At 32.2% G+C, this 19,257-nt stretch carries 17 protein-coding genes; 5 read left to right on the top strand and 12 right to left on the bottom strand.

What is annotated here, in order from left to right; translation table 11 throughout:
• Nucleotides 1-317: 317 nt before the first annotated feature.
• Both nusA and rimP read right to left on the bottom strand, forming a co-directional pair.
• Entirely contained in the window at nt 318-1,814 is a 1,497-nt protein-coding gene (nusA, locus tag AAGD36_RS01610) for a transcription termination factor NusA (RefSeq protein ID WP_341755658.1), read from the bottom strand.
• 486 nt (nt 1,815-2,300) lie between these two features.
• On the bottom strand, nt 2,301-2,789 hold the full coding sequence (gene rimP / locus AAGD36_RS01605) for a ribosome maturation factor RimP (RefSeq protein ID WP_341752283.1): 489 nt from the start codon (nt 2,787-2,789) through the stop codon (nt 2,301-2,303).
• Between the two features lie 315 nt (nt 2,790-3,104).
• Between rimP and AAGD36_RS01600 the strand changes: the two genes are divergently transcribed.
• Nucleotides 3,105-4,421, top strand: coding sequence for a porin (locus tag AAGD36_RS01600; protein ID WP_341755657.1), 1,317 nt, complete (start codon nt 3,105-3,107; stop codon nt 4,419-4,421).
• Between the two features lie 126 nt (nt 4,422-4,547).
• Here AAGD36_RS01600 and AAGD36_RS01595 read toward each other — a convergent pair whose 3' ends face one another.
• From AAGD36_RS01595 to AAGD36_RS01560, 8 genes are all read right to left on the bottom strand, one after another.
• Nucleotides 4,548-5,279 carry an N-acetylmuramoyl-L-alanine amidase gene (locus AAGD36_RS01595; RefSeq protein WP_341755656.1) on the bottom strand — a complete coding sequence of 244 codons (732 nt, stop codon included), beginning with the start codon at nt 5,277-5,279 and terminating at the stop codon, nt 4,548-4,550.
• A gap of 10 nt (nt 5,280-5,289) precedes the next feature.
• Nucleotides 5,290-6,183 (bottom strand): FAD-dependent thymidylate synthase, encoded by an 894-nt coding sequence (gene thyX, locus AAGD36_RS01590; RefSeq protein ID WP_341751953.1) that lies wholly within the window; start codon nt 6,181-6,183, stop codon nt 5,290-5,292.
• Between the two features lie 11 nt (nt 6,184-6,194).
• Nucleotides 6,195-7,193 (bottom strand): FKBP-type peptidyl-prolyl cis-trans isomerase, encoded by a 999-nt coding sequence (locus AAGD36_RS01585; protein WP_341755655.1) that lies wholly within the window; start codon nt 7,191-7,193, stop codon nt 6,195-6,197.
• Nucleotides 7,194-7,432: 239 nt separating this feature from the next.
• Complete coding sequence (locus AAGD36_RS01580) at nt 7,433-8,533, bottom strand: tetratricopeptide repeat protein (RefSeq protein WP_341755654.1); 1,101 nt, start codon at nt 8,531-8,533, stop codon at nt 7,433-7,435.
• A 24-nt stretch (nt 8,534-8,557) separates the two neighbouring features.
• Nucleotides 8,558-9,541, bottom strand: a complete 984-nt coding sequence (gene ruvB / locus AAGD36_RS01575; protein ID WP_341755653.1) for a Holliday junction branch migration DNA helicase RuvB — start codon at nt 9,539-9,541, stop codon at nt 8,558-8,560.
• A complete protein-coding gene (gene ruvA, locus AAGD36_RS01570) occupies nt 9,534-10,136 on the bottom strand; it encodes a Holliday junction branch migration protein RuvA (RefSeq protein ID WP_341755652.1) in 603 nt (200 codons plus the stop codon). Before ruvA ends, ruvB begins: the two co-directional genes overlap by 8 nt.
• Nucleotides 10,137-10,139: 3 nt before the next feature.
• Nucleotides 10,140-10,382 carry a Holliday junction ATP-dependent DNA helicase RuvA gene (locus AAGD36_RS01565; protein ID WP_341751957.1) on the bottom strand — a complete coding sequence of 81 codons (243 nt, stop codon included), beginning with the start codon at nt 10,380-10,382 and terminating at the stop codon, nt 10,140-10,142.
• Between the two features lie 83 nt (nt 10,383-10,465).
• Entirely contained in the window at nt 10,466-11,353 is an 888-nt protein-coding gene (locus tag AAGD36_RS01560) for an Rpn family recombination-promoting nuclease/putative transposase (RefSeq protein WP_341755651.1), read from the bottom strand.
• A 621-nt stretch (nt 11,354-11,974) separates the two neighbouring features.
• Here AAGD36_RS01560 and AAGD36_RS01550 point away from each other — a divergent pair.
• Complete coding sequence (locus AAGD36_RS01550) at nt 11,975-12,199, top strand: DUF2674 domain-containing protein (RefSeq protein ID WP_341751960.1); 225 nt, start codon at nt 11,975-11,977, stop codon at nt 12,197-12,199.
• A gap of 206 nt (nt 12,200-12,405) precedes the next feature.
• The gene (locus AAGD36_RS01545; RefSeq protein WP_341755649.1) at nt 12,406-14,289 is read left to right on the top strand and encodes a DUF3857 domain-containing protein; all 1,884 of its coding nucleotides are present in this window, start codon (nt 12,406-12,408) and stop codon (nt 14,287-14,289) included.
• A 371-nt stretch (nt 14,290-14,660) separates the two neighbouring features.
• Here the strand turns inward: AAGD36_RS01545 and AAGD36_RS01540 are convergent, their stop codons facing one another.
• The gene (locus AAGD36_RS01540) at nt 14,661-14,816 is read right to left on the bottom strand and encodes a Sec-independent protein translocase subunit TatA (RefSeq protein WP_341747719.1); all 156 of its coding nucleotides are present in this window, start codon (nt 14,814-14,816) and stop codon (nt 14,661-14,663) included.
• A 261-nt stretch (nt 14,817-15,077) separates the two neighbouring features.
• On the opposite strand from AAGD36_RS01540, the gene AAGD36_RS01535 reads away from it, so the two are divergent.
• On the top strand, nt 15,078-15,983 hold the full coding sequence (locus tag AAGD36_RS01535; RefSeq protein ID WP_341755648.1) for an aminoglycoside phosphotransferase family protein: 906 nt from the start codon (nt 15,078-15,080) through the stop codon (nt 15,981-15,983).
• Nucleotides 15,984-16,112: 129 nt separating this feature from the next.
• Here AAGD36_RS01535 and AAGD36_RS01530 read toward each other — a convergent pair whose 3' ends face one another.
• The gene (locus AAGD36_RS01530) at nt 16,113-17,861 is read right to left on the bottom strand and encodes a hypothetical protein (RefSeq protein WP_341755647.1); all 1,749 of its coding nucleotides are present in this window, start codon (nt 17,859-17,861) and stop codon (nt 16,113-16,115) included.
• A 432-nt stretch (nt 17,862-18,293) separates the two neighbouring features.
• Between AAGD36_RS01530 and AAGD36_RS01525 the strand changes: the two genes are divergently transcribed.
• Complete coding sequence (locus AAGD36_RS01525; RefSeq protein WP_341755646.1) at nt 18,294-19,136, top strand: DsbA family protein; 843 nt, start codon at nt 18,294-18,296, stop codon at nt 19,134-19,136.
• Nucleotides 19,137-19,257 lie beyond the last annotated feature (121 nt).

Genomic DNA, 19,257 nt, shown 5'->3' with positions numbered 1-19,257 from the left:
ACACGAAACCTCGACCCGCAACGTACTCTAAAGTACGTGAGGAGCAGAGTACCAGTATCACACACAAATTACCAGTAGAAGTAGAATTATGCAAGAGGTCTATTAGATTTTCTCTTGCACTTGACTTGCATCTCATGCTTACACTATAATACCAATAAAATTCTTAGCACTAATACTTAATGCTAAATTTTTTAAAATTTTCTTGCTTTGACTGACAACTAATTAAACATTTTTGAACTCCGTCTACGCACATGGGTGTCAACTTAAGTAGTTTAGGTAGCATTCCCTGTCAGGATTGATACTGAGGTTGCTTAAATTTATTCATCTTCACGAGTACGAGCTGTACGAATCAGTAATTCTATATCATCATCTACCATGTTAGAATTAGGAGCTAATGATTTAAATTCATTAACTGTCAACTCTCCCAAATCTTCTATAGTCTTTACACCATACTCAGCTAATTTTAATATGAATTCTGGTTGTAAATCCAATACATCAATTAATTCTTGTTCAACACCTAAAGCTTCGAGTTTAATAATAATTTTTTCATTTTTAGCATTTACATAATTTATTGCTCGTTCTCTTATCTCAGTTGCTAATTCTTCTTCAAAGCCTTCAATATTCATTAAAGTTTCAATTTTACTGGAAGCTAACTGTTCTAGAGAGGTAAAACTTTGTGCAGATAACAGTTGTGCTATCACTTCTTCAACATCTAAGGTCTCCATAAATAACTCAGTAGCAGAGCAAAACTCATCATTTCTCCGTTTGGATTCTTGATCTTCCGTCATTACATTAATATTCCAGCCAGTAAGTTTAGAGGCTAAACGAACATTTTGACCTCTTCTACCAATTGCAAGACTCAAATTATCTTGAAACACAACTACATCAACTATATTCTTATCTTCATCAATAACAATTTTTGCAATTTCTGCAGGAGCAAGTGCATTCATAATAAATTGGGCAATATTCTTGCTCCATAATATTACATCTATTTTTTCGCCATTAAGCTCATTAGTAATAGCCTTAATCCTATTGCCTCTAATTCCTACACATGAACCTATAGGATCAACACTAGAGTCAGAAGCAAAGACTGCAACTTTTGCCTTTGATCCAGGATCACGAGCTATAGCTCGTAATTCAATTATATTATCATAAATCTCTGGAATCTCTAATTCAAATAATTTTATTAGCATTTGGTCGTCAGTTCTAGATAGAAAAATTTGTGGTCCTTTAGACGATAATCTTACGTCTTGTACATAAGCTTTAATACGATCATTAACCTTAAAGCTTTCTCCTCTAATGAGCTGCTCCTTTTTAATCATTGCTTCAGCACGACCACCAAGGTCAACTATGATATTATTAAACTCTACTCTCTTAACAGTGCCGTTTAAAATCTCACCTTTCTTATCTTTAAAATCTTCATATTGTTTTTCTCTTTCCACTTCACCAACGCGTTGTATTATTATTTGCTTAGCTGCCTGAGCTGCAACACGTCCAAGATCAATAGGCGGTAAGAATTCATAAATCTCATCACCAATTTTAGCATCGACTTTCTTTTCAACAGCATCCTTTAAAGAAATTTGAGTAAAATAATTCTCCACATCATCCACTACATCAAGGATTCTAAAAAGATTAATATTACCATTTTTCCTATCAATCTCAGCTTTTATATTATGTTCATTTCCATATTTTCTGCGTCCTGCAATCTGTACAGCCTGTTCCATTGCCGAAAGTAGTGCTTCCTTAGGAAGATTCTTTTCTCTAGCTACAGAATCTATGATCTGCAGAATTTCTATGTTACCAATATTAATCATAAATTCACTGCCTTTTAATATTAAACTTCTTGCATCTACTTGCTACTGATAATTTGTGCGTCGGTATACTCTTCTGCTCCTACAAATTATTTTTTGAAAATATCATGGATTCGCATGCTCATGTACTATATGTACACTACGCCTTCTCACCATTCATTTCCAAATCCAATTCTTCTGTGGGTTGAGGTTTTGTTCCACAGCTGTCGAAAGTTAGAAGAGGAAGCGGTTTTAGAAGTCATAATGGCAGTTTAAAAGTTGCAGAAAAATAACCAAGGTCATTGCGAGGAGGTATAAGCCGACGAAGCAATCCATTTCTGGTTACTTTTATGGATTGCTTCGTCGACCTACGGTCTTCTCGCAATGACGTTGACCATATACAACTTTTAAACTGCCCTGCCTAAAACCCGCTCTACCTTCAAACTTTCGACAGTTGTGGGTTTTGATCCTCCTACAAATTCCCTAGCAGAAGCAAATTATCCAAGAAGTCTATTTTTTATTCATTAAATTCCTAAACATTTCATCTGTTAATACCAAAGAGGCTTTTTTTATCATATCAAATGAAAACACTATGTCTTCACCATGGTTATTCAGATGAATTTTATTATCTTCAGCTTTAACTATCTTTCCCTGATATCGAGTTTGACCATTTAATAATTCTTTTAATTTTATGGTAGCCTCTCTACCAAGGAATCTAGTATAATCTTCAAATTTTATTAATGGGCGTTCAATACCTGCTGAAGAAACTTCTAAAAAATATTTATCACTAATTATATCTTCAACATCTAAAAGGGCTGAGATAATTCTACTGCTATTCCGACAATCTATTATAGTAACCTTTTTACCATCCAACCTATCTATTAGTATTTCAAGTACTTTATGGGTTGAACCCTTTAAAGTTACTTTTACTAAGTCGAAACCAATATCTTTCAGGTTATCTTGCACCGTATCAATAATTTGTTGCTCTATAGTTTGCATTACAACATAAATATTTAAAGATTTTAATAAAAAAGGTGGGGTTAACCCCACCTTTGTTTTTCCAACTTTATTTACAAAAATTTCAACCCGCAAAGCTAGAATACAATATTTTTATGATATTAGCAACAATTAAAAAAATGTTATATTTAGTTGTAATTTTACCATTAAAATAATAAAATTTGTCTGACTAATCATAGTTATTTACGAAAATTTGTTACATTATGGTTTATCTTCTGCTATAAATACTTAAATAGAAATGTATTATGTTTAATGAACTCGACTACATAATAATGAATAAAGAGTTTTGGTATTACTATGAAAAAATTAATAATGTTGCTTTGTGTCTCTTGTTTGTCTAGCACAGCCTTTAGCAGTTCTACTCCTTCAGCTGAAGCTGCTTCAGATACTGAAATAAAATTAGAAGGATTTTTTGGTTTCCAAGCTGGTTATAGTACTCAAGGCAAATTGTCGTCAGAACAAAGTAAATATATTACTGATAATAAGAAAAAGCTTGGATTTTATAGTGAAGCATCTTTCTCTGCCACTGCTAAGCAAGAATTTAATGATGTAATAGCTGGAGTTAAAATGGTTTTACTACCAACAACTAAACCAAAGGGTTCTGCAAGTGTCAATGGCTCTTTCATATTCTTAGAGACAGATTATGGTAAAGTAGAGCTAGGCTCTCCTTATGATGCTGCAAATAAGATGGGTGTTAGTGGTGCTAAAGTTGCAGCAGCTAGTTGTGGTTTTGGTTGGAGTAAGTATGTCTCACTAGACGATAGCAGTATGCAATATAAAGGTATGAAGCCACAATTTGAGGTAGTCCCACCCTCTGTCATAGACTCATTTACCAATGGCTTCGACGACATAAATAAAGGAACAGAGCCAGCTAGAAAAGTATCTTATTATACACCAGAGATGCAAGGTTTTCAGTTTGGTATTTCTTATATTCCTGATTCAGCAAATACTGGTGGTCATCGTAATATAAAAAATTTAGATAGTAAAACAGGTCGTAGTACATTAAAGACTGGTATAACTGAAGTAGAACTACCTGGTATAGATGGTGGTAAAGGTGATACAGTAATTTATAATTACAATGTCAAAGATGCGATTTCTGCAGGGATATCCTATAAGTATGAGATTTTAGATGGTATGGCAGTAGAATTTGGTGTTACAGGAGAACATGCTAAGCCAGCTCGCAAACTTATAGTATTAGATCCTAATGGAAAGATACTATCTAGCAACAAGCTATCAGATCTAAATGCTTACAATTTAGGTGCAGTCTTAACCTATGGTAATATTTCTTGTGCTGGTTCTTATGGTAGTTTAGGTAAAAGTTTGACTTCAAAAACTTACCATAAAGTTGGTCGTGATACGAAATATTATAATGGCACAATTGCTTATGGGCAAGGTCCTATAAAAACAAGTCTTTCTTATTTTAAATCACTAAAGTATAAAAATACGGTGGATACAGTAAGCTTAGGTACTGAATATAAGATAACACCAGGCTTGTTGCCTTATGCTGAAATCTCTTATTTCCAAGCTAAGGGTAAGCCAGTTTACCTTATTGAAGCACCTAAGAAAAAAACCAAAGGTACAGTTGCTCTTATTGGTGCAAAGCTTAAATTTTAACCTTTAATAAGCCTTCGTTGTCATTCAGCTAAAAGCTGGGATGACAACGTTTTTGGTTATGTAAGTACCATTACTTACGTTGGTTTTTTGCTCCACACGGGCAAAGGTTTCGCAGGGACAGCTTTTTTACATAAGATATTTTTGTAATAATGCTTCTAAAATTGCCACGGTCTCGATATCTAATATTCCAGAAAAATTCTTTGGGCGGAAATGCATTTGGAACGATACTACAACATCCGTTGTCTGTTGATCAATTATTCCTGTCGGCTGCAACACATAACCATATTTGCTAAATTGTTCTTGGATTAACTTTACATTAGACATATCTACCTTAGGTATTAGAGCATTAACAGTATCTTGATCATACCAAGCTCCGATATTATTATCATATAATTGTTTCCATGGAAATAGAGGGCCTGGGTCTTGTTTCCTTCCCGGAGCAGCATCAGAATGACCGATTACACAAGTGGGGTCAATATCATAGCGAGCTATAATATTCTGACAAAGCTCCATTACTGCTATAATTTGGTCTTCGGGATAAGGATACCAATGAATCTTTCCTTGAGCATCTGTAGTACCACCAAGATTTACTATTTCAATACCTATAGAAGTATCATTGAGATTCTGACGCCCCTGCCAACCACTAACACCAACATCCCAAGCTCGTCTAGACTCTTCCACTAATTGGAATATATGATTCGGATTAGAGTCAGAAACTAGATAGTGTACACTAACTTTTGGACCTAGTAGGTCTCTTAGGGATTCTTCTAAGTTTTCGTTAGTGTAATGCAGCACCAAAAATCTAACTCTCTCATTAAAAGATGGGGCTCGGTAGGTTGTTCTATCAATTGTAATCATTTTATAATACCTATTTTATAAGTTGCATTAATTCATCCCATTCTCTTTTATTTATGCCACTAGATTCTTGAGTAATTTCTTCATTATTGAGTAGTTTTTTTATAACAGCCAGTCCTTTTTTAGAAATATTACTACCTTCTATCCTATATTCCTTAAAAGCATCATAAGTAAAAGGTACCCAAGCTTTTACTATTTCTAGCATCTTCTCTGCATATACTCTGATTTCATACTGGGCATGAGAATCCCCACGTAACAGTAGAAAATGTAATAGATTATGCAAATTAATCTTCCAATACCATTCTGTATAATAGTTTAAGGTTAAATTCATTCTCGCAAGTTCCCTAGTAATACCTATGGTATTTTCATCGATAATATTGCCATGTTCATCCTGGTTCATCATTTCGGTATAATGCTGATAACATAGTTTAGCATCTTTTTCTAGTAGCACTAAGACTTTATCTGCAATTTCTTTTGGGATTTCTTCATCACTTCTTCCTTGTTTATTTATTGTGGATTGAGCAGCAAGATTCTGTTTTTCTGGTAAATAAAATTCATTTCCTAATATAGAATATCTAGCTGAATATTCATTAACACTAGCAGTTCTGTGACGTATCCATTGTCTTGCAACGAAAATAGGCAGTTTAATATGAAATTTGATATCACACATTTCAAATGGTGTTGTATGGTGGTGACGCATTAGGTAATTGATTAAACCTTTATCTTGGCTTAGTTGTTTTGTACCTTTACCATATGATACTCGTGCTGCTTGGACGATGCTACTATCATCACCCATATAATCAATAATTCTGATAAAACCATGATCTAGTATTTTTATAGGTTCAAATAATAATTCTTCTAGAGCTGGTACTGTAGCTCTTTTTGTCTTGTAATTATTGTCGTGCATTCTTTTCTCTATTATTCTGTTTGAAAATTTGTTAATTCCAGCATCAAATATTCATCCATAGGAATCTTATCTTGATTAAGCATTTTGTTGATATTAGAACCAAGTGCCTTAAATGACTTACCTTTGGCAATTACTGTTCTAGTGCCAACTGGCACTTTACCATGTAGAGCATATGAAACAATTAATGGATAATTAATATCACCAATTTTTATATCTAATTTCTTACCTTTCTGTACTGAATCATAAATTACCTGTCCATTCGATAATTTAGTAATCTTTACGTCAACCCCTACTTTATCTCCGCATAATAATGGCATTCTATAAGCTATTTCATCATCAAATATCTTTACTTCATTACTATCAACAAAATTATTAGGTAATATTGAATTTAAGACAATATTAACTCTATAAGGTGCATCATGCTCTCTATCTTCTTCTTTATATTGCTGGTTATAATATGCATATTTTGCAGGAAGCACCGCTTGTCTTGTTTGTCCAACCATCATACCTACTACCACAGCATCAAGACCTAGCATGATCGCTCTAGAACCAAGTGTAAAGGTTTTGGTATTTTCGCTAAGTAAATTATTGTTAATATCCAATAATTGATAACGTAATGTGACTACGTGACCACAAGTAGCTGGTCCAACAGTCCCGTTACCAAAGCTATTAATCTTAAACATTGGTTGTATTAAGTCTCTATTAACCTCTATAGTATATTTACCATCAGTAATAGGTTTGTTTGTTGGTTGTAGTAAATGCTCAAAAAATAGTCGACCTTCTTCTGTCTTAAGAGCATTTATCAAAACCTTTGAAACAGTTTTTTCAAGAAAATTACCAGTTAATGGTATATTTGCTTGTTCAGGAGCAGCGGTAGTATTTTTATTATTTTCAGCATCATTAGTTGTCTGAACTTTAGGGTCTTTGTCCTCGGGAGGAGAGAGCATCTTCATTTGGACAATAGAGTAAATAATTGCTGCAGCAATTATAAGACTTAAAGCTTTTTGCATATAATATTTCTTTCTTAAGTATTTCTTAGTTTGTTTTTAAAATACATAGCTAACCTTGACTAGCATTACTCCGACTATTATCGAGGAGTACATAAATCCTAGTGTCATTGCGAGGAGGCGTGAACCGACGAAGCAATCCATTTCTAATCACTTTTTTGGATTGCTTCGTCGCCACTAAAGTAGCTCCTCGCTAATAGCCGGAGTAATGTTACTCGGGTTAGCTATATATTCTCTAATTTTTAATGTTTTGCCCTAAGTTGCTCTGCCTTGCTAAATGCTTCTTCTGCTTGTGAGTATTTACCTAACTTGTTCAAGGCAATAGCTTTGTTATTGTAAGCCTCAGCAAAATCAGGCTTATATTTGATTGCCAAATCAAAAACTATAATTGCTTCCTCTGATTTGCCTAAATTATACAAAGTTATACCTTTGTTATAGTAAGCTTCAGCAAACTCAGGTTTATATTTGATTGCTAAATCATAAACAATAATAGCTTCCTGGTATTTGCCTATTTTGCTTAAAGTTGCACCTTTGTCGCTGTAAGCTTCAACATAATCAGGTTTATATTTAATTGCCAAATCATAGGATGTAATAGCCTCTTGCAATTTCCCTAACTCATTTAAAGTAGCACCTTTATTATAGTAAGGTTCAGCAAAATCAGGTTTATATTTAATTGCCAAATCACAGGAAATAAATGCTTCCTGATATTTACCTAACTTATTTAAAGCAAAACTTTTATTATTGTAAGCTTCGGCAAAATCAGGTTTATATTTAATTGCCAAATCATAGGCTGTAATTGCCTCCTGGTATTTGCCTAACTTGCTCAAGATAACACCTTTGTTATGGTAAGCCTCAGTAAGATCAGGTTTATATTTGATTGCTAAATCATAGGAGTCAATTGCCTCTTGGTATTTGCCTAACTTATCTAAAGTTACACCTTTGTTATAATAAGCAGCAGTATAATCAGGTTTATATTTGATTGCTAAATTATAGGAATTAATTGCCTCCTGCAATTTCCCTAACTCATCCAAAGCAATTCCTTTGTTATAGTAAGCTGCAGCAAAATCAGGCTTATGTTTGATTGCTGAATCATAGGAGTTAATTGCCTCTTGGTATTTACCTAGCTTTTCCAAAACAACGCCTTTGTTATTATAAGCATCAGTATAATCAGGTTTATATTTAATTGCTAAATCATAGTAGTCAATCGCTTCCTGATATTTACCATCTATTAGTAAAGCATTTGCTTTTTCAAGATATTGTTGGCTATTGGCAATCACTTTGCTAAAGGGGAGTAACATTAAAGCAAGCAGGATTGGTAGTTGTTTTATGTTAATTATTTTCATAAACTACCTCTTTGTAATTGTAAATTACGATATTCCAAGATGATCAAAAGCATTTTTAGTAATAACCCTGCCTCTTGGGGTACGTTGTAATAACCCTATTTGTATTAAATATGGTTCTATAGTCTCTTCAACAGCATCACGTTGTTCTGATAGAGCTGCTGCAATTGTCTCTATACCAACCGGACCACCAGCATAATTATCAGCTATAAATTTTAAGTATCTATAATCATTACTATCTAAACCTATTTTGTCAACTTCTAATCGATTTAGGGAGATATTGGCAATATTTTTATCAATTTCTAGCTTATCATCGACAGAAGCAAAATCTCTTACCCGTCTAACTAGCCTAAGGGCAATTCTTGGAGTTCCTCTACTACGCCCCGCTATCTCTTCTAATGCTTCATCGGTTAAATTAATTGCTAGCAATTTACTAGCTCTACTCAAAACAAGTTTTAATTCAGCCACGTTATAAAAATGTAAACGCAATGGTATACCAAATCTATCTCTCAAAGGGTTGCTGAGTAAACCGAGCCTAGTAGTTGCTCCAACTAAAGTGAAATTGGGTAGATTGATTTTTACTGACCTTGCTGAAGGTCCTTCACCAATAACTATGTCTAAAGCAAAATCTTCCATTGCTTGGTACAATACTTCTTCAATATTTGTACTAAGACGGTGAATTTCATCAATAAATAACACATCATTATCTTGCAAATTAGTAAGTATAGCAGCTAGGTCAGCTGCTTTTGATATAGCAGGTCCTGAGGTGGATTTAAAATTTACTCCCATTTCCTTAGAAATAATTTGTGCAAGAGTGGTTTTACCAAGTCCAGGAGGACCGTAAAATAATGTATGATCTAAATGTTCAGACCTATTTTTAGCTGCTTGGATAAAAATGGATAAATTCTCCTTAATTTGTTGTTGTCCGACAAATTCTCTTAAATAGCTAGGTCGTAGAGAAAATTCTTGCTCACTCGGAAGTATATCAGCTGACAAAATATTTTTAGACATTGGATCCACGTGCTTTTAATGCAAGTTTAATTAGTTCATTAATAGAGAGATTAGAATTTTCTGCAATAATTCCCTGTACTAAATTTTGTGCTTCAGTTTTACCAATACCAAGCGAGGTTAACACTAATGTGGCATCAGATGATATCTTAGCTAAGTCAGTATCATTGTTATCCATGGTAAGGTTGTTAGTAAAATTAGTTAAGGCTTTATCCTTTAACTCTATGATAATTCGTTCAGCTAATTTTAGTCCAACACCGGAAACGGCTTTAAAAGCTTCTTTGTCTCGTCTGGCTATCGCTGATTGGATTTGCTCAGGTGATAAATTTGATAAAATAGCTAAAGCCATTCTTGTACCAATACCGTTTACCGATTGTAATAAATTAAAAAAAGCCTTCTCTTCGAGAGATAAAAATCCGTAAAGATTAATATGATCTTCTCTTACATGCGTTTCAATAAATAATTGACAAAACTCATTAACGACTAGTTTATTTAGAGTTTTACTACTACAATACACTAAATATCCAACACCACTAACATCAATAATGACATAATCATTAAAACATGCATCTATTTTACCTTTTAATTTACCAATCATAATTTATTTAGTATCAGATTTTACTTTTGGTTTACGATTTTTTGTACATATATGTGCTATTACTGGTAATATAGTTACTATCGAAGCTAAAATATAATGCAGTAACGTTGGAGTTTCAGTGCAATGGCATTGACCATCATCAGAAAATGTTGATATAAGTATAATTTTCGCAGCAATCCAAGTAATCACTATATATATAAGCAAGTATACTACATATTTAACCTTTGCCCAAATACTCTTAATCATAATTTCCTCTTCTGCTATAGCTAACCATTATATAACAATAATGGAATATGTTAGTAAATCATAAATTTGAGGATCGTAAGTTATTATTTTAGATTCTCTATTTGAGATTTACTTAACTTAGTGTATTTAATAATTTTTTCCATCGACTCATCGTTTAATAGCATTTCTTTTGCCATAGATATTCTTTCTTCATATCTACCTTTCGCTATACCTTCCTCTCTACCTTTCGCTATACCTTTTTCCAGTTGTTTCTTTAGAGTATTAGCTTCGATACGCAGCCATTTAAGATGATCTTCATAGGCTTCTCTTTCTTCGTCAGTAAAGTTCATAACATCTAGCACTGTTAGAGCTTTTTTTAAGGCAACATTGTCTAATTCTTTAGGTAAATTATCTTTATTCAGTAGATCATGCCTTGTTAGAAAAGCTGTCCACATATCTAAAGAGTTTTTTACTTTTTTCAGTATATCAGGTAATTCTTCATGGGAATTATCAGTAAACTTATTAAGCTCAATAGTATGTAATTCTAGATCCTTGAAATACAACAATCCACTATCTTTTTCGACTATATGGAAAACATTGTGATATTTAGTCACATTCGGAATAGAAGTAAAGTTTAGAATATGAATACCAATGGCTTTGCTTAGGGTAGAATAGTCCTGAGCTACCTTTAATTGCTCGGTATATAATTTAGCCCAATAATATAAAGCTCGCTTATCATAATCAGCTTCGTCGCTAATTTGAATTTCAATATTGAACCTTTTGCCATCAACGGATTTGGCTTTAACATCTAATATTGAGAGTTTATCATTCTTAAAGTTCTTTGGATTATATGGATTAAGCAGCGTTACCTCTGCCACTTGATCCTCTTGTCCAACGATAGAATTAATCAAGGATATCAGCAAGTCCTTATTCTCTTCTACACCAAAGATTTTCTTAAATGCCAAATCGACTCGAGGAGTTATTTTATCCATATATGCTGCTATTAGTAGTTATCAATTATAAAGTTAGTATAGCACAGAAATTATAAAGCACTAAGTAATATAATGTGGAAAATATAATAGATATCTTGGGCAAACTCTACTTCTGCTGGTAATTTATTCGTGCTACCGGTACTCTGCTCCTCACGTACATCATCGTCCACTGTGGATCGAGGTTTCGTGGCTTCTTTAAATCCTTGCACATAAGCGAATTTCGAAAGATATCTAATGCAGAAATTGTGCTAGTATTAAGAATGAGTTGTTTTGCCGCCACTTGAAGTACTGAAAAGCAATGTATACATATTATACGCGAATTCGGGATAAGAATTTGTCAATTATTATGTATTTAAAATAAAAGAAAATGTTGCAATAATTAGTTATCTAGGATAAATTGGTGTTAAAAGATACTGACACCGTGATGCCGAACTGTGAATTCTAGGAACAGATAAAAATACATATACTCTTCTGCTCCTACGAATTGTTTTTTGAAAATATCATGGATTCGTATGCGTAACTATACTATATGTACGCTACGCCTTCTCACCATTCATTTTCAAAATCAAAAGATTTAGTAATAATAAATATAAGAAATTAAAATTAATAAAAAATAAGATTATGACAAGGGTAAAACCCCATCAAAAAATTATATCTTTCGCTGAAAACAAATCTGATTTAGATAAAATTACTCAATTTATTATGGACGGTTGGGCAATAGTAAAACTAATGCCACATGGTAATTATTTTATTGGTGTCATGGAAAAAATGAATTATGACAATAATATAAATGACCAAGAAAAAATTGTTTATATTCCTCCAAGAAAAAAGATCATTTTTACTTAGTGGTCTCTATTTTTTAGTGTATAAAATCTTATAATGTTGGTATATTCTTCTGCTTTAAAGAATTGTTTTTTGAAAATATCATGGATTCGCATGCGTAATTATACTATATGTACACCTAGCATGCTTACCATTCATTTTCAAATCCAATTCTTCAAATCATTTGAGTATAACTAAGTGGTATTTTTTTATTTTTAGGATTATTTATAATGACTTATTTAAAATTTTGTATTCGTTTAATATTATTGGTATTTTTAATAAACCATTCCGCTCAAGCTAGATGGAGTAAGTACGAAGATGCTCCTGTTGAAATTAAATTTTATAACAACGATATTAGTATTAATCAAGATGGCACTTCTGAAGAAATAACGGAAATGCACGCAAAAATACTAAAAGAATCAGGACGTAGTGATTTCTCTCAATATAGATTAACTTATAATAACTATAGTTCCCAAATCTCTATATTAGAAGCCAAGACTATTTATAATGGGCAAGAATATGTAGTTTCTAAAGATATGATTGAGGATAAACCACTAGCTAGTTTTGGACAAGGTTTTGATCAACTAAATCAGATAACTATCTCATTCCCTAAAGTGGAACTTGGTGCAGAAATATACTTAAAATATAAGTATGTTGAAACAAAAGTTGCCATAGACAATTTTTATGGTGATACCATATTCTATGGTAGGGAAGGTTACTTGCAAGCAAGTAGTACTAAGATCAATTCTAAATTGCCCCTAAATATCAAAGTAAACGACCCAAAAGGTGTATTAAAAGTTATTACTGATGCTGAAAGTGACTTTCATTCGGCAGAGATTATCCTAGAGAAACCTGTTTATAATCAATTGACTAATGAATCAAGTGAGGGGATATTAAATGTTAAGCAAAAAACTTGGGTATCTTTATCAAGCTTAACTAAATGGCAAGATTTTGCCAAGCAACTAGCTCCTGACTATTCTAAGGTAATCAATCAACCACTTCCTACAACTCTCATGAGTATAGCAGAATCTGCTCTAAATAAAAATACCGATGAAGAAAAAATTAATTTTGTTACTTCTTCATTAGCTGAAAAAATCCAATATATGGGTGATTGGCGAACAGTATCAGGTCGGTATTTTCCTAGAGATTTAGAAAAGATTGCTACTTCTCAAATTGGTGATTGCAAAGATTTTTCTGCAAGTACTGCTGCTATCTTGCAAAAGCTTGGGTTTAAGGTTCAACCCATTTTAGTAATGCGAGGTATTACTAATTTTTCTAATCCAAAAGCACTACCTACTATAGGAAATTTTAATCATGTGATGCTTAAAGTAGCTAATAAAAATGGAAAAATATATTGGATTGACCCAACAAACTTTGTCAGTATGGCACAAGGAATTTTTCCGGATGTTGCGGGTAAGTTAGCCTTGGTATTAGATCTTCAACAAGCAGGTTATACCAAAATTCCTGAAATAGATCATCAAAATTCACAAGCTATAATACATAATGAGTTGGTAATAAGAGATAATATTGTAGATGTGCATGGTCAGCTTGATTTGAAAGGAGAAGTAGCAGTAAATATAACAGGTGCTGGGTTATATCAATCAAATGAACAGCTAAGGGATTTTACTTTCCACATGTTAACAGGAGTATATCTTGATAAAGAAGACAAGAAATTGTTAGAATTACCTGATCTTACTTCTCGTATTGTTAAGGATCTTACAATTAAGTACGCATATCAGCAAAAAAACCGAATTTTTAAAACCAATAAGGGGTTTGGTTTAAGGTTAAGATTATATGGAATGGAGGATATTACAAATACAGCTTTTGACCAAGTATCAGACCTTTTTATAGGTATACCTAACACTAACACAAGACATGTAATTATAAAAAATATTACAATTAAAGATTGTAAAAAATTAAACTTTGAAGTTGATACTCCGTGGGTATATGTCAATAGATCATGTAAATATCAAAATAAAGATACTGAATTTACAGATATAATCTCCATAAGAAAAAGTTTGATTACCAATAAAGAGTTAAAAACTCCTCAATATAAAAACCTTAAAAGCAACTTAGAAAATAAATTTGAGCGAGCAGCGATAATTATTGAATGAATATCATTATCCCACAACTGTTGAAAGTTAAAAAACCGTCATTGCGAGCGAACGTACGTGAGCGTGGCAATCTATGAGGCTTGTCGATTGCGTCGACCTACAGTCTCCTCGCTAATAGACGGTTTTTTAACTTTCAACAGTTGTGATAATTATCCCTTGCTGTCAAGGTAAGGGCATTCTCGCTTCAGTATACTAGTGCTTGGTTTAAGTAGACGTCATCTCTTAGGCAAATGAACCCCTTCGATGTGAATGCTCGAACTGGGATTCTCTAGATTTCAAATTGTCGTATTGGGGTGTTACGGATTCGAGAACAAAAATAACGTTCGATAAGACCATTAGATAGAAATCTTCACATCACCTAGCAAAACAGGTTATTCATCTTTTTTCTTATCAATGTCTTTCATTCCTTCCTTGAAAGCTTTAAGACCTTTTGCAAGATCTGACATCACTTGAGGCAACTTACCAGCTCCAAACAACACTAAGATGATTAATAAGATCACTAATAAGTGGCTGAAGCTCATTCCCATAATATCAATTTTATAAGTTTTAAGTTAGAATTACCTATAATATTATAGCAAATAGTTAATTTGATCTAGCATAAAAAAATACAAATTTATCATCAACATCAATTTCGGATTAATCAAATTAATCCGAAATTGGAATGAGAATGTAAACAATCAGGCTTAAAGCGGTTTGACGCATAATTGTTAAATATTTCATTTGCTAATAATCTTATTTTTATACCAATAAAAATAAGATTATTAGCGATAATAGATTAAAATGCATTTATGCCAGCCGCTTCAAGAATGCATCTTTCTGAGGTCATCATGAAAACATTTGAAACTAACATTACTAATATCTATGGTGTTCAAGGTAAGGTTTGGTTAGATGATTTGCCAAAAATTGTCCATAAATTGGCTAAGGAGTACGGTTTATCTAGCTTAAATCCAGTTAAGAACTTGAGTTACCATTATGTCCTAGCAGGCTTCCAAGGTTATCAGCCAATTATCTTAAAGTTAGGGCTAGACATTGATGATCTTAAGAGAGAATCAACAGCTTTAAAAGTTTTTTCTAAATTTGGAGGTGTGAAGGTTTTAGGTGAAAGCACCGGCTTACTGCTAGTTGAACAGGCTATTTCTAATATATCATTAAAATCCTATTTTCCTGTAAAAGATTACGAGGCTATTAAAATAGCATGTAATGTAATGAAAAGATTACACTATGCACCTTTGCCATCAGAAGGTTTTCCTTATGTCACAGATTGGTTGGCAGTATTAGATAAAGAATGGGATGTGCCAAATTACTACTTAGAAAAAGCTAGACAATTGCGAGATAAATTACTAGGCACATCGTCAATGTTAGTTTTACTTCATGGTGATTTACATCATGATAATATTCTGCAAAGTGGTGATAATTGGGTGGTTATTGATCCCAAAGGAGTTATCGGTGAAAAAGCATATGAGGTAGCAGCATTTATTCGTAATCCTCTCCCTGAACTCCTTGCTTTAGAAGATGTTGAAAGTATTATTGCAAATCGCATCATTAAGTTTGCAACTCTCTTGGATTTAGATACGGAGCGAATTAGCGATTGGTGTTTTGTCCAATCTGTACTTTCTTGGGTTTGGGCTTTAGAAGATGGTTCTGACGTACGTATGTTAGCAAAGCTTACAAAAATTTTTGATATAATCAATTGATGAGAATTTGGTAACGTCGTCTTCGATCGCTCGCCTATTATCTATAGGCTTCGCTCCATCCTAGCATCAAATTCTTCTGAATTGGCTTTAATATAAGGAGAAATGCCCCCTAAAAAAGGGTTCTTATATCTAATTGAGGTTAGTATATTCATTTAGAATTCTCTTGATATTATTGAGCATGGTAAGTTCATTTTTCTTTCTAGTAAATACACAATATATTACTTTACTTATAGTGGTGCGTTTTTTAACTTGCATAACCAACTCTTGTTGAACGATTGTTCGAATTGTCATTAGATTACCATTAATTAAAAATTGTGATAAAAGTTGAAGCTGTTCAACACTAAAATTTGTTAGTAATATTCTAATAATTACCGTAACATAACCCGAAGGAGTTGTTATACTAGTTCTCCTGACATGTTTTTTAAAACTTAAACTAGATGTTTTATTTAAATATTTGTCACTAAAAATTTCTACAAAATTTATTTCACATAATTGTTTTTTTACTTCTAACCTTTCTTGTTCAATTAGTCTTAACGTTTTAACTGAAGTAACATTGCTATTTATCTTATAATCAGCTGCGATTTTACATGTTATTACCTGTTGTACAAACTCTGCATAATTTAGCTCTTTTTTTAATAATGAAGTAATATTTTTAAATAACAACTGATACCTAGTTTTTAAAGCATTTTTAGTAAAACTATCTAAAGAAGCATATCGTTTAATAATTTTAACTTCAAGTTTTGCAGAAAATTTAGATTCAATAGAAGAAATCATTAAAGAAATAGTATGACCACTTTGGATATTTTGAGTTAACCTTTTTCTAATCTGAGCTAGTATATAATTCAGATCAGAATCTTCTGTTATATTGAGCATCCTGATAGCATCTATATGCTTTGTAATATTAATTAAAATTTCATGCATAAAGACATTTTGCCGGAGTAAAAACCTTTCTATTATAGCGAACTCTGCATTTTCTATCTGATGTATTATTGCATTATAATTTTCAAATAATACTGAAAGCTCATATCCTGAATTATTAAGTTTACTGAAACTATTCCTAAATTTTGATTCATCATGTATTCTTAGCAAAATATGGTTTATGGTCTGAGATTTAATAGATAAATCTTTTAGCCTATTATATAAGCAAATTAACTTAGCATTGGTTAACTCCATCAATACATTGTGATCATCTATTAAAAAATTAGTAATTTTTTTTAAAATGTATGTGTAATCTACAGTGTTTTCTTCTTTCAGTGTTAATAATATATTGGCATGAAATAACAATGGAACAGATTCTTTCTTTATGTCAATAGTAGAATCAATCTGCCATAATTCTTTAATGAGCAACAATTGATCTAAAAGTAGATTTTGTTGCTCAAGCGATAAATTATCTAAATTCAAAACAATTGCAGTTGCCTGTAGATTATTTATAACATCTTGATTTTTAACATCTTCAGTTATTAATATACAACAATGTTGTACAAAGTTTCTAGCTAAATCCATTACAGGTTTTAGTGCCTTATTATTTTCTTCATGATATAAAGTGAAAGAACTTTTTAAGCAATCAACCAACTGATTAAGAGAGGTAACAAAATTTGTTACCTCTTCCATTTGATATTTTTGTTGCTTTAACGTTTCAATAGAGAGAGGTCCGTAATGCTCAAGAACAGAGAGCAAGTTCTTTTGACTATCTAGACTAAGATAATCAAGCAAGTCACTATTCTGTTGTAGAATCTTTATAATATTAAAAGTACGTAAAGACCTTTTTAAAGTACTAGGATATTTACAAGACACGATGCATTCAAAGCTTAAAGAGACAAAACAGCCTTTTAATCTTTCTTCATACTTACTAATAACCTTAGTATTAAAATCTTTCATAATTAATTTTCTTATCGTGTTATTCAGTATCTAGGGAGGAGAATCAATTAACTAATCAGAACATAAATTATACGGATGTATACCCATTTCATGCTTCCATCAAGCATTATATCAGTATCATCATGGTATCCCAATATATTTTTCACTTCTTCTTGGGTTGTGTTACCTTATTTGCAAATAAGACTTAATTATCACGAAAGTTACGAAGGGATTCAAATCATTATAACAGTATTTTTATTTTAACTAATAGTATTTTTGTATTTATTAGAAAAAATATTTATAGTATATAAATTAATTATTTTGTTACGAATAAGTAAAAATTTTTATTGCTTAAATATCAGTAAAACCTTATTTTTATAAGGACTTCTCATAAGGAATATAAAATCCTGAAGAGTAAAGTATTTAATTTAACTTAAAACTATATCAAAACTTATGCATAATATCCTTATCATTATAATTTCATTATTGTTAATATCATGTTCGGAAGAAAGTGATAAATCTAATAATAAAAACGAACAACCTGATAATAAGGTTGAAGTGACGCAGGAAAAAGCTCCACAAGAAGAAAATAATGACAACCTTGCCAATGATAAATGGAATACAATAGTAAATCCTCAAGACAGTACGGCTTCAACTAATACAGAAGAACCTCTAGATACGGTAGAGGATTCTGCTACTAACTCTACTGATAATGTTAGCTTGAAACAGATGCCTTATAAACCAACTTTCAATGTTAGCCAAAATGATATAGTTGTTGGTAATGTTAAGGCAACTGTAGTGGTAGTTGAGTATTTTTCTCCAACTTGTCCACATTGTGCTTATTATCATAAAAAAATTCTACCTGAGCTTAAAAAGAAATATATTGATACCAATAAAATTGCTTACATAATTCGTGAATTTATCGGTAATAAGCAAGATTTAGATGCAGCAATTTTGGCACGTTGTCCAAATGATCTAGATAGTTTTCTTAAATTCCAAAGTGTAATACTAGCACAACAAGATAAATGGGGTAGTAGCAATAGATATCGTGAATTACTAACAAATATAGCTCAAATTGGTGGAGTATCCGCAGAAACTTATGCTAAATGTCTTAATGATAATAAAATTGTCGAAACATTACTTGCTAATACTAACCTTGCTGCTAGTTCACAAGGTTTTGTTGGTACACCCGCATTTTTTGTTAATGGCATACTAACAAATGGATATAGTTTAGAAATCCTTTCTAGGGTAATTGATAAAACGTTAGAAAACTCTAGTATCAAATCCGAAAATTAATACACTTACTTAATCTCAACTATCGATGTAACAAGTTAACCATAGTACCCTACATTTTTCTATAATCGTCGTAGCAAGGCTCTTTAGATGCCGTGGCGATCTAGGTAAACAGCGAAGCTGT

The sequence above is a fragment of the Candidatus Tisiphia endosymbiont of Ptychoptera albimana genome, from assembly GCF_964026605.1.
Taxonomy (GTDB): domain Bacteria; phylum Pseudomonadota; class Alphaproteobacteria; order Rickettsiales; family Rickettsiaceae; genus Tisiphia.
This window is presented reverse-complemented; position numbering and strand designations above follow the sequence as displayed.

What these genes read in the sequence shown, in the direction of transcription:
- nusA (WP_341755658.1), bottom strand. Translation starts at nt 1,814, where the DNA reads ATGATTAATATTGGTAACATAGAAATTCTGCAGATCATAGATTCTGTA.
- rimP (WP_341752283.1), bottom strand. Translation starts at nt 2,789, where the DNA reads ATGCAAACTATAGAGCAACAAATTATTGATACGGTGCAAGATAACCTG.
- AAGD36_RS01600 (WP_341755657.1), top strand. Translation starts at nt 3,105, where the DNA reads ATGAAAAAATTAATAATGTTGCTTTGTGTCTCTTGTTTGTCTAGCACA.
- AAGD36_RS01595 (WP_341755656.1), bottom strand. Translation starts at nt 5,279, where the DNA reads ATGATTACAATTGATAGAACAACCTACCGAGCCCCATCTTTTAATGAG.
- thyX (WP_341751953.1), bottom strand. Translation starts at nt 6,183, where the DNA reads ATGCACGACAATAATTACAAGACAAAAAGAGCTACAGTACCAGCTCTA.
- AAGD36_RS01585 (WP_341755655.1), bottom strand. Translation starts at nt 7,193, where the DNA reads ATGCAAAAAGCTTTAAGTCTTATAATTGCTGCAGCAATTATTTACTCT.
- AAGD36_RS01580 (WP_341755654.1), bottom strand. Translation starts at nt 8,533, where the DNA reads ATGAAAATAATTAACATAAAACAACTACCAATCCTGCTTGCTTTAATG.
- ruvB (WP_341755653.1), bottom strand. Translation starts at nt 9,541, where the DNA reads ATGTCTAAAAATATTTTGTCAGCTGATATACTTCCGAGTGAGCAAGAA.
- ruvA (WP_341755652.1), bottom strand. Translation starts at nt 10,136, where the DNA reads ATGATTGGTAAATTAAAAGGTAAAATAGATGCATGTTTTAATGATTAT.
- AAGD36_RS01565 (WP_341751957.1), bottom strand. Translation starts at nt 10,382, where the DNA reads ATGATTAAGAGTATTTGGGCAAAGGTTAAATATGTAGTATACTTGCTT.
- AAGD36_RS01560 (WP_341755651.1), bottom strand. Translation starts at nt 11,353, where the DNA reads ATGGATAAAATAACTCCTCGAGTCGATTTGGCATTTAAGAAAATCTTT.
- AAGD36_RS01550 (WP_341751960.1), top strand. Translation starts at nt 11,975, where the DNA reads ATGACAAGGGTAAAACCCCATCAAAAAATTATATCTTTCGCTGAAAAC.
- AAGD36_RS01545 (WP_341755649.1), top strand. Translation starts at nt 12,406, where the DNA reads ATGACTTATTTAAAATTTTGTATTCGTTTAATATTATTGGTATTTTTA.
- AAGD36_RS01540 (WP_341747719.1), bottom strand. Translation starts at nt 14,816, where the DNA reads ATGGGAATGAGCTTCAGCCACTTATTAGTGATCTTATTAATCATCTTA.
- AAGD36_RS01535 (WP_341755648.1), top strand. Translation starts at nt 15,078, where the DNA reads ATGCCAGCCGCTTCAAGAATGCATCTTTCTGAGGTCATCATGAAAACA.
- AAGD36_RS01530 (WP_341755647.1), bottom strand. Translation starts at nt 17,861, where the DNA reads ATGAAAGATTTTAATACTAAGGTTATTAGTAAGTATGAAGAAAGATTA.
- AAGD36_RS01525 (WP_341755646.1), top strand. Translation starts at nt 18,294, where the DNA reads ATGCATAATATCCTTATCATTATAATTTCATTATTGTTAATATCATGT.